Genomic DNA, 9,898 nt, shown 5'->3' on the forward strand with positions numbered 1-9,898 from the left:
CGGCTACTTCAAAAAACATGATAGTACCTAGAATAAAACGAAATCAGCACGGGCTATGGATAGGCCTTCTTGCCAGCATGCTTACCTGGATATCGTGTACTCCCGATGAATCCTATAAAGAGCTACTCCAGGATAATTTTTTCTTGGTGGATGCCAACGAACAGCTAACGGAGGTCATGGTACACGACATATTTTCACCACCCGTGGCAAGCCGTATTTACAGCTATCCGGCCATTGCTGCCTATGAGGTGGCCGTTTTGGCCGAGCCTGGGACCTATGTATCCCTGATGGGCCAGTTGAAGGATTCCGAGCCACTGCGCGTTTCGGAAGCTACAACAGGGGAACCCGTGAATTACCATTTGGCGGCACTGGCTGCCTATTATAAGGTCGCATCCAAACTGGTTTTTTCCGAACAGGACTTGATCGATCGCAGGGATGCGCTTTTTGAGAAATTAAAAGATGCAGGGATGCCCGCTGCTGAATTTACCAGGGCTGTAGAATTGGGCGAGTCCGTTGCGGAGCAAATCCTGGCCTATGCCTCCGCAGACAACTACCACGAAAGTCGATCCTTTGAAAAATACACCATTCGCGACGACCTGGGTAGTTGGAGGCCCACCCCTCCCGCCTACATGGAGGGCATTGAGCCACACTGGAACAAGATCCGGACGTTTTTCTTGGATTCAGCAAGTCAGTTTTTACCGGAACCACCACCGGCTTTCGACACCGTACCTGATAGCCGTTTTTTTCAAGACGCGAAAGAGGTCATGGACGCCGGCAATCAGTTGAACGACTACCAGGAGGAAATTGCCTATTTCTGGGATTGCAATCCCTATAAAATGAATGTTAAAGGACACGTGATGTATGCGGAAAAAAAAATTACGCCCGGCGGCCACTGGATGGGAATCACTGGGATCGCGTCCAAAGCAAAGGGCCTGAACTGGAGGCAAACGGCCGAAGCGATGTGCGTCACGTCCATCTACCTCTTTGACGCTTTTATCTCCTGCTGGGATGAAAAATACCGGAGTGTACTTATCCGACCCGAAACCTATATCAATCGCTACATGGATGAGGAATGGACCCCACTGCTTCAGACGCCTCCCTTTCCGGAATATACCAGTGGGCACAGTGTGATTTCTACGGCAGCATCTGAAGCGTTAACCGGATTGTTGGGAGAACCCTTTTATTTTCTCGACTCCACCGAAGTGAAGTATGGATTGGGCACACGTGAATTTAATTCGTTCCGGGAAGCAGCAGAGGAAGCGGCGATCAGTCGCTTTTACGGAGGCATTCATTACCTGCCTGCAATCACCAACGGCGTCGATCAGGGAAGAGCCATCGCGTCATGGATCGAAGGGCGGATCCGGACCCGGAAAATTTCCCTCGCCGAAAAGGCGCCCCGTCGGTAGGATTCAGGTAAAAAATTTCTTGTCCCGGATATAATCCAATACATGGGGGTGCAAAAGGTATCTGACCGATCCCCCTTTTTGCAGCGTTTTTCGAATAAAGGTAGCCGATATATCCAGCAAAGGAGCCTCTACGTAGCGGACCGCTTCGTGCTCGATTGCCTTGTTCTTGCCCGGACGCGGATATACATACAACCCGTAATGGTTGAGGATTTGCTCGCTATTTTTCCATCGGTGAAAGTGCGTGAGGTTGTCCCCACCAAGAATCAACGAAAAATCGTGCTGCGGGTATTTCTCCGAAAGGTAGGTCAAGGTGTCGATCGTATAGCTCGGCCTTGGCATGTGAAATTCCACGTCCAATACTTTAAACCCAAAGTGATCCGCCGTAGCCAGTTCTACCATCCGCAACCGATCAAATTCGTGGAGCAACGAACGGCTGGATTTGTGAGGGTTTTGTGGGGATACCACAAACCACACCTCCTCCAGATCGGTTTGATCCTGAAGGATATCCGCAATGATCAGGTGCCCCACATGGATGGGATTAAACGAGCCAAAAAATAATCCTACTTTCAAACCTATTATTTACCGATAAAATCCCCGACTAGTTTTTCGGCTTCCCTGAAAGAAACCTGTAAATCTTTATTGACCAAGGTCACATCGAACCGGTTTTCGAAACCCATTTCAAATTTGGCTTTGTAAATTCTTCTGGAAAGACTTTCGTCCGATTCCGTCCCCCGGCTCCGAAGCCTTTCGGCCAGATCCTCCATGGTGGGGACTTTAACAAAGATTGCTAGCGCGTTTTCCTTGAAATAATTTTTTAAATTCAGCCCACCTTTTACATCCACATCAAAAATCACGTGTTTTCCCTGGTCCCAGATACGTTGAATCTCCTCTTTGAGGGTACCGTAAAAATTACCCTCGTATACTTCTTCCCATTCGATGAAGGCATCCTGATTAATTTTCTCTCGAAATTCCTCGGGTGAAAGGAAATAGTAATCCTTCCCATTGACCTCATCCCTTCCCCGCTTGTCCCGGGTACAGGCGGATATGGAGAACCCAAGTTGAGGCATTTGCTGCAAGAGGTGCTTTACGATGGTCGTTTTTCCCGAACCGGAGGGGGCTGAAAAAATAATTGCTTTTCCCTGCGCCATAAAATTTATTTGATCTCTTGAATCTTTTGCCGAATGCTATTGGCTAATTCAGCCGGCACCATGTGTTTGGTACATTTGTTTTTCAAAATTTCCCTGATGACCTTTTCCAGGTGGTAATGCTCAAAACAGGGCTGGCATTTGGCGAGTTTTTGATCTAAAATCTCCTTCGAACTTGACGTTTCCTCCCCATCCAGTATGCTCTCCAATAGCTCAAAGCATTTGCTTTCGTCACTGCAGTTCAGTTTTCGTTCACCGGATTCGCTGGATTTGTTTAGATTTTTGTCCATGTCAACTTATTTTTCGATTATTCTTCCTCCGTATCGTAGCCCATATTTTCAGCATAGGACCGCAATTTATCCTTTAATAGGTTTCTGGCTCGGTGAAGTCTGGAACGAACCGTACCAATGGGAATATCCAGTATTTTAGCCATTTCTTCATAGGTAAATCCTTCAAGATCGCAGAGGATAATCACTGTTCTGAAATCTACGGCAAGGCTGTTGAGCGCATTGGAGATTTCGTCTCCGAGCATGTCTTTGACTGCATCCACCCTCAAATCTGAGGTCATTGTATAGTCAACGTTATCCGAGTTATAATAAGTTTCAACTTCTTGATAATCTACCTTTGAAGGTTGCTTGCTCTTTTTCCGGTACTCGTTGATAAAACTATTTTTTAAAATTCGGAATAACCAGGCTTTCGCATTGGTCCCTTTTTCAAAAGAATTGATAAACCTATACGCCTTCAGGTAAGTATCCTGTACCAAATCTTTTGCATCGTCCTCATCAAAGGTCAATCGATAGGCAAAGTTGTACATGGAATCAATGTGGGGCATGAACTCATGATCAAAGATGCTGGTCTTTTCTTTATCGGAATATTTTTTTCGCTGCACTTCGGACATAGAACATAAAATTACAAATTGACTTTATTTATAACTAATTTAAACCAAGAAAGTCATCATTATTTCATTATTTTGACTTTTCATTACCTGGCTAAACCTCGCTGAAATTCCGCATGCTCCTGATTCGCCTCTTTTCCAGATTGCCGTTGCCGGTCCTGTTTATTTTTTCTGATCTGCTCTACTTGCTCGCTTACTACTTGCTAGGGTACCGAAAAAAAGTCGTGCGAGAAAACCTGAAGAACGCCTTTCCAGAGAAAAGCAAGCGTGAACGGCGCTCGATAGAACGGGATTTTTATCGGAATTTTACCGATTCCCTGGCAGAAACCATCAAACTGCTCACCATTAGCAAGAAAGAATTGACCCGTCGATTCCTTTCCAAGAATCCTTCCGTCATCTTTGATAAGGTAGGCGAGGGGGAAATCATCATAGGAATGTGTGGGCATTTCTTCAATTGGGAGGGGCACCTGCTTTCGGTTTCCTCCGAAGTTCAGGAAAAGTGCGAAACCGTATACACCCGTGTAAACCAGCCATTTTTCGAAGACCTGATGCAAAAAATTCGCGGGAGGATGGGCGCAGCACTGACCGAGAAAAAAATGTTTCAGCGGGTGTTTCTGAAAAAACGTAACGAAGCCCGGCTCATTGTTCTGGCGGCCGACCAACGACCTTCCTGCGCCGAAATCCGCTACAAGCGATCCTTCATGAATCGAGAGACCACTTTTTTTGAAGGGGGCGAAAAACTGGCGAAGAGATTCAATCTAACCGTCATTTACGCCCATACCAGCAAGCCCCGCCGTGGTTATTACGAGTTTGACTACCGGCTGCTCAGCTCCCCTCCTTATTCGGATCACCCGCCTCATTCCATTACCGATGCATTCATCAGCCTGCTGGAAGAAAATATACGCGAACAGCCGGCACTGTACCTCTGGTCGCATAATCGCTGGAAAAAGCAAACAAATGCAAACGTGTAACATAGAAAAAGAAATGGTAACTTTGAAGCGGCGAAAAACAATCTCTCCGATAAAGTAAATTGAACCTCCCTTATGGATTACCTAGCAAGCCTCAACCCCCCGCAGCGCGAAGCAGTAGAACGAACGGAGGGTCCGGTAATGATCATTGCCGGAGCCGGCTCCGGCAAGACCAGGGTATTGACGTATAGGATTGCTCACCTGATTCATGCCCGACAGGTGGATCCTTTTCAGATTCTTTCCCTGACTTTTACCAATAAGGCAGCAAGTGAGATGAAGCACCGGATAGAAAAACTCATCGGCCTGGATGCACGAAATACCTGGATGGGTACGTTTCACTCTGTTTTCGCAAAGATTCTTCGGGTGGAAGCACAAAAGCTTGGTTACCCAAGTAACTTTACCATCTACGATACCGATGACAGCAAGTCCTTGCTACGGTCCATCGTGAAGGAAATGAAACTGGACGACAAGGTCTACAAGGCCAATACGGTCCTGTCCCGAATTTCCGGAGCCAAAAACAGACTCATCTCTTGGGAAACCTACCTGAGTGACCCTTTTATCAAAGCTGACGACGAGGCAGCCATGAAGCCGCGGGTGGGAGAAATCTATAAAAACTACCAAAACAGGTTATTCCGCGCAGGTGCCATGGATTTTGACGACCTGCTCTTCAACACGAACGTACTGTTTCGTGACCATCCCGATGTGCTGAACAAATACCAGCAACGCTTTCGCTACGTGATGGTAGACGAGTTTCAGGATACCAACCTCTCCCAGTACCTGATCACCAAAAAACTTGCGGCCGTCCATCAAAACATTTGTGTGGTGGGCGACGATGCTCAGAGCATTTATGCATTCCGGGGCGCCGATATTCAAAACATTCTGAACTTTGAAAAAGACTATCCCGACCTTTTCGTGGTAAAGCTGGAGCAAAATTACCGCTCGACAAAAAATATCGTGGAGATCGCTAACTCCATCATCGCAAAAAATAAATCCCAGCTACAGAAAAACGTCTGGACGCAAAATGCCAACGGAGACCTGATCGAACTGATGAAAGCCGCTTCTGATAACGAAGAGGGCCGAATGGTTGCGACGACTATTTTCGAGGAAAAAAACAACAAAAAACTGCGAAACAGTGATTTCGCCATCCTCTACCGCACCAATTCCCAGTCGCGTTCCATGGAGGAAGCACTTCGGAAATTGGGTATTTCTTACCGGATAGTCGGCGGCCTCTCCTTTTATCAGCGACGAGAAATCAAAGACCTGATGGGCTATCTCCGGTACGTGGTCAATCAAGAAGACGAAGAAGCGTTCAAGCGGATCATCAATTATCCCAAACGAGGCATTGGCGCCACCAGTGTGGAAAAAATGATGATTGCCGCTTACGAGCACGACATTCCACTGTGGGAAGTCATTTCCAACAGCAGCAGCTTTTTGACCGGAAGGGCCGCCAATACGGTTGGAGATTTCTGCACGATGATTCGCAGCTTCAAAATTGAAGCCGAACGAAAAGACGCCTTTGAGACCGCCAGCGGCATCGCGAAACAATCCGGATTGCTGCGAGATCTCTATGAAGACAAGACCATTGAAGGGCTAAATCGCTACGAAAACGTGCAGGAATTACTCAATGCCATCAAAGAGTACGTAGACAATCCGGAAAACGAGGACAAATCCCTGGGTGCATTCCTGCAAGAAATTGCTTTGCTGACGGATGAGGATCAGAACAAGGAGAATCAGGATACCGTAACCCTGATGACCATTCACTCCTCCAAAGGGCTCGAATTTAAGTACGTATTTGTAGTGGGAATGGAGGAGGACCTCTTTCCCTCCCAAATGATGATGCAAAGCAGGGAAGACCTGGAAGAAGAAAGGCGGCTTTTTTACGTGGCCACCACCCGGGCCATGGAGCGTCTATTCCTGAGTTATGCGCTGACCCGTTACCGCTACGGCAGACTGCTCAATTGCGAACCCAGCCGGTTTCTGGAAGAAATTGATCCAACCTTTATACGGGTTAACAAGAAAATCAGTACCAGCCTTTCCAGCAGTTTCCGGGATAGGGAGGGCAGCCAGGGATTTGTTGGGCTGAAAAAACCAGCCATGCGGACGAACACCGCAAAATTACATACCCCAAGTCCCGACTTCAAACCTTCCAATACCAACAACCTGACAGCGGGCATGCGGGTAGAGCACCCTAAATTTGGCTTCGGAAAAGTTGCCGCGATAGAGACCGAAGGAGCAAACCGAAAAGCACGTATTCACTTCGAGCATTTTGGAGATAAAACTTTATTACTTAGCTTTGCAAAACTTCGCATCATGGAATAGACAAGGGAAGAACGATACCCAGCGCATGACAGACTGACCATAACCTATTTTTTAGTATATTGTCAAAAGTTCAGGAAACTTAAATGCAGGTATCATGACCCACAATGAAAAGCCTAAAAACAAAGTTATTTTGAAAGAATACGGAAAAAACATCCAAAAATTAGTGGATTACATCAAGACGGTTCCTGAAGAAGAAAAACGTACGGAATACGCTTTTGCCCTGGTGGAATTGATGAAACAGCTTAATCCCCAATTGAAAACCGAAAGTGATCAGAAGCTTTGGGACGATATGTACATCATGTCTGACTTCGAGTTGGAAGTGAACGGGCCCTTTCCCATGCCTCCAAAAGAGCTGCTTGGGAAAAAACCGCAGCCTATCGGCTATCCGGAAGGCGAAGTCCGATTCAAGCACTACGGAAGAAATATCGAGAAACTTATTGAGAAAGCCATCGAAATCGAAGATGACGACGAGCAAGAAGCTGCCCTGATCTACATTGGCCAGTTGATGCGTAGTTTTCATTCCACCTGGAACCGCGAAAATTTTGACGACGCCATCATCATTGACGATATCAAAACCCTATCCAAGGGCCGGCTTCATATTGATCTGGAAAAGGTAAAAGAGAACGGCCTGTTTGAAACCAGCATGCGCAGGGATTTTAAAACGAATGTGGCAACACCGCAGCCTACTTCTACCAGTGCGGGCGGGAGAAGAAATTATACCGGGGGAAAACGAAGAAACAGCGGCTCCAATAGCAAAAAAAGAAGGAATTAATGGGTTCATTCCGGGTAAAAGGAGGGGCGCAACTCAGCGGAGAAATCATCCCTCAGGGTGCAAAAAACGAGGCACTCCAAATTCTTTGTGCTGTATTACTCACCTCGGAAGAGGTTCTCGTTCACAAAATACCCGCAATCCGGGATGTCAATAAACTGATCGAATTGCTTTCCGATATCGGCGTGCGGGTGGAAAAAAAAGGGCCCGAAAGCTATTCCTTCATTGCCAAGAACATCAAACTTGGGTATTTAGATACGGAGGAATACCTTGAAAAAGCGTCCAGCCTGCGTGGATCGGTCATGCTCCTGGGTCCCTTGCTTGCCCGGTTTGGTAAAGGCCGAATAGCAAAGCCAGGTGGGGATAAAATTGGCAGGAGACGAATGGATACGCACTTTACCGGATTCCAAAAACTGGGAGCGCGATTTCATTACGATGGCAAAAAAGGCATATACAAAATAGACGGAAGCAAACTCAGGGGTAGCTACATGCTTTTGGACGAGGCTTCAGTCACCGGTACGGCCAATATCATCATGGCCGCTTCCATGGCCCAGGGAAAAACTACCATCTACAATGCTGCCTGTGAACCCTACATACAGCAACTCTGCCTGATGATCAATCGCATGGGCGGTAAGATTACTGGTATCGGATCCAATCTGCTACACATCGAAGGCGTCGAAAACTTGAAAGGCACCAGCCATACGCTGCTGCCCGATATGATTGAAATCGGCTCATTTATAGGGTTGGCCGCCATGACACAATCCGAGATCACCATCAAAGATGCCCGGGTATACAAGCTGGGGCTAATACCGGAGACCTTTCAGCGATTGGGAATAAAGCTCGAAATCAGAGGCGATGATATTTATATCCCTTCCCAAAAGCTGTACGAAATCGAGACCTTTATCGACGGTTCCATCCTTACGGTGTCGGATGCCATTTGGCCCGGCTTTACCCCTGACCTGTTGAGCATCGTGCTCGTAGTGGCCACGCAAGCCAAGGGAACCGTCCTTATTCATCAGAAAATGTTTGAAAGCCGGCTGTTTTTTGTCGACAAATTGATCGATATGGGTGCGCAAATCATATTATGTGATCCACACCGGGCCACCGTAATCGGCCTCGCCCGAAAATATCCACTGAAAGCCATCCGGATGACTTCTCCCGACATCCGTGCCGGAGTGGCCTTGCTCATCGCTGCGCTGTCATCGGACGGAACCTCCGTTATCGATAATGTAGAGCAGATCGATCGAGGCTACCAGTACATCGACCAGCGCCTAAATGCCCTCGGCGCAGATATCGTGCGGTTTGATTGATCCACTGAAAACCGGAAACAAGGAATCAGCGTTCGCTTCTTGTTCCGGTCTTTGGGGTCTCCGTATAAAAAGGAGTACCGGATAGAAAATTCATGTGCCCCGGCGGAACTCCCCAGGCTAAGCTTGGATGCCGTAAAATCAAAACTGTAGCCGATATCAATGCCATTACTCAAGGCCACACCGAGCAATCCGACAATAGATTCATTGTTGGGCAAATTGTATTTCACCGGAAAACCACGGTACCAAACGCCCAGAATCAGCGGTTCGACGAACAATTGCGCCCCCAAATCCAATTGGTTGAAGGGGTCTTGGTGCTTGTAATTGAAGGCAAAAAATGCGGAACGCTCCTGCCGCGTATTGCTGTAGTAGTTATTGATCATTCCCTCGCCCAGGCTAAATTTGATCCCTCCATGGGCTGAAAGCTTCATCGGCAACTTACTGATGTTTCCGTCCACAAAGGAGGTATTTGGCTCCGATAAATGGTGCCCGGATAGGCCGAACCACATCATTTGGGTGTGAAACACCATGCCAAAATTATAATCCACGAAACTATGCTTGTAATCTGCCGCCATCAATTCCCCACTGAAATCGTCCACGTAGCCACGATCAATGTCCAACTGAGAGCCGAAGACCAGGTCCCCAAAATAAGCATCGCGGGTAATGAAGCTCGCCTGCCCGCCAAACCGTAGGTAGGTGTCCAGTCCCAGTTGAACCTTGTAGGAATAGGCCATGCCTACCTCGTTGGTACTGAGTCGGGACTGACTTTCACGGGTAGAATTGACGATTAAGCCAACTCCCGAGTTGATGTCAAACATGTAATGGTCGATGTACGCCGAATAGGAAACAAACGAATGGTCCAATCCCGGCCATTGGTTTCGGTAATTGGCTCCCATACGGGTCAATTCGGTAGAACCGGCAAAGGCCGGATTCAAGTACAAAGGCGCTGCATAAAACTGGGAATACTGCATGTCCTGTGCCAGAGCAAAATTCCAGCTCAATAGAAAAATTAGTAGGGTATGTCGTTTTTTCATGGTTCCTCTTGGTTACATCATCCTTCCCGCATGTTGACTCCTTTTGCGCATTGCA

Annotated in this window: 10 protein-coding genes; 5 read left to right on the top strand and 5 right to left on the bottom strand. The window is 47.3% G+C overall.

Translation table 11 applies throughout. The annotated features are described in order from the left end of the window. The first annotated feature begins 17 nt into the window (after positions 1-17). On the top strand, positions 18-1,406 hold the full coding sequence (locus ABWH99_RS21710) for a vanadium-dependent haloperoxidase (RefSeq protein WP_375583863.1): 1,389 nt from the start codon (positions 18-20) through the stop codon (positions 1,404-1,406). 3 nt (positions 1,407-1,409) lie between these two features. On the opposite strand, the gene nadD is transcribed toward ABWH99_RS21710, so the two are convergent. From nadD to ABWH99_RS21730, 4 genes are read right to left on the bottom strand one after another with little or no spacing between them, the layout of a single operon-like run. Next, on the bottom strand, positions 1,410-1,976 hold the full coding sequence (gene nadD / locus ABWH99_RS21715) for a nicotinate (nicotinamide) nucleotide adenylyltransferase (RefSeq protein ID WP_375583864.1): 567 nt from the start codon (positions 1,974-1,976) through the stop codon (positions 1,410-1,412). A gap of 5 nt (positions 1,977-1,981) precedes the next feature. Beyond that, on the bottom strand, positions 1,982-2,554 hold the full coding sequence (gene gmk / locus ABWH99_RS21720) for a guanylate kinase (RefSeq protein WP_375583865.1): 573 nt from the start codon (positions 2,552-2,554) through the stop codon (positions 1,982-1,984). A gap of 5 nt (positions 2,555-2,559) precedes the next feature. Continuing rightward, positions 2,560-2,841 (bottom strand): anti-sigma factor, encoded by a 282-nt coding sequence (locus tag ABWH99_RS21725; protein ID WP_375583866.1) that lies wholly within the window; start codon positions 2,839-2,841, stop codon positions 2,560-2,562. A gap of 17 nt (positions 2,842-2,858) precedes the next feature. After that, positions 2,859-3,449, bottom strand: coding sequence for a sigma-70 family RNA polymerase sigma factor (locus tag ABWH99_RS21730; protein WP_375583867.1), 591 nt, complete (start codon positions 3,447-3,449; stop codon positions 2,859-2,861). 113 nt (positions 3,450-3,562) lie between these two features. Between ABWH99_RS21730 and ABWH99_RS21735 the strand changes: the two genes are divergently transcribed. The 4 genes from ABWH99_RS21735 (at position 3,563) to murA (ending at position 8,812) form a co-directional block, all read left to right on the top strand. Then, the gene (locus tag ABWH99_RS21735) at positions 3,563-4,417 is read left to right on the top strand and encodes a lysophospholipid acyltransferase family protein (RefSeq protein ID WP_375583868.1); all 855 of its coding nucleotides are present in this window, start codon (positions 3,563-3,565) and stop codon (positions 4,415-4,417) included. Between the two features lie 72 nt (positions 4,418-4,489). After that, a complete protein-coding gene (locus ABWH99_RS21740) occupies positions 4,490-6,733 on the top strand; it encodes an ATP-dependent helicase (RefSeq protein WP_375583869.1) in 2,244 nt (747 codons plus the stop codon). A gap of 94 nt (positions 6,734-6,827) precedes the next feature. After that, complete coding sequence (locus ABWH99_RS21745) at positions 6,828-7,505, top strand: DUF4290 domain-containing protein (protein WP_375583870.1); 678 nt, start codon at positions 6,828-6,830, stop codon at positions 7,503-7,505. Then, the gene (murA, locus tag ABWH99_RS21750; RefSeq protein ID WP_375583871.1) at positions 7,505-8,812 is read left to right on the top strand and encodes a UDP-N-acetylglucosamine 1-carboxyvinyltransferase; all 1,308 of its coding nucleotides are present in this window, start codon (positions 7,505-7,507) and stop codon (positions 8,810-8,812) included. The genes ABWH99_RS21745 and murA overlap by 1 nt, the downstream gene beginning before the upstream one ends. Here murA and ABWH99_RS21755 read toward each other — a convergent pair. Further along, entirely contained in the window at positions 8,752-9,843 is a 1,092-nt protein-coding gene (locus ABWH99_RS21755; RefSeq protein ID WP_375583872.1) for a type IX secretion system membrane protein PorP/SprF, read from the bottom strand. The two genes, murA and ABWH99_RS21755, sit on opposite strands and share 61 nt — an antisense overlap. Positions 9,844-9,898: the final 55 nt, after the last annotated feature.

The organism is Cyclobacterium xiamenense (genome assembly GCF_042140265.1).
In the GTDB taxonomy this organism is placed as follows: Bacteria; Bacteroidota; Bacteroidia; order Cytophagales; family Cyclobacteriaceae; genus Cyclobacterium; species Cyclobacterium xiamenense_A.

What these genes read in the sequence shown, in the direction of transcription:
- ABWH99_RS21745 (WP_375583870.1), top strand. Translation starts at nt 6,828, where the DNA reads ATGACCCACAATGAAAAGCCTAAAAACAAAGTTATTTTGAAAGAATAC.
- ABWH99_RS21755 (WP_375583872.1), bottom strand. Translation starts at nt 9,843, where the DNA reads ATGAAAAAACGACATACCCTACTAATTTTTCTATTGAGCTGGAATTTT.
- gmk (WP_375583865.1), bottom strand. Translation starts at nt 2,554, where the DNA reads ATGGCGCAGGGAAAAGCAATTATTTTTTCAGCCCCCTCCGGTTCGGGA.
- ABWH99_RS21730 (WP_375583867.1), bottom strand. Translation starts at nt 3,449, where the DNA reads ATGTCCGAAGTGCAGCGAAAAAAATATTCCGATAAAGAAAAGACCAGC.
- ABWH99_RS21740 (WP_375583869.1), top strand. Translation starts at nt 4,490, where the DNA reads ATGGATTACCTAGCAAGCCTCAACCCCCCGCAGCGCGAAGCAGTAGAA.
- ABWH99_RS21725 (WP_375583866.1), bottom strand. Translation starts at nt 2,841, where the DNA reads ATGGACAAAAATCTAAACAAATCCAGCGAATCCGGTGAACGAAAACTG.
- murA (WP_375583871.1), top strand. Translation starts at nt 7,505, where the DNA reads ATGGGTTCATTCCGGGTAAAAGGAGGGGCGCAACTCAGCGGAGAAATC.
- ABWH99_RS21710 (WP_375583863.1), top strand. Translation starts at nt 18, where the DNA reads ATGATAGTACCTAGAATAAAACGAAATCAGCACGGGCTATGGATAGGC.
- ABWH99_RS21735 (WP_375583868.1), top strand. Translation starts at nt 3,563, where the DNA reads ATGCTCCTGATTCGCCTCTTTTCCAGATTGCCGTTGCCGGTCCTGTTT.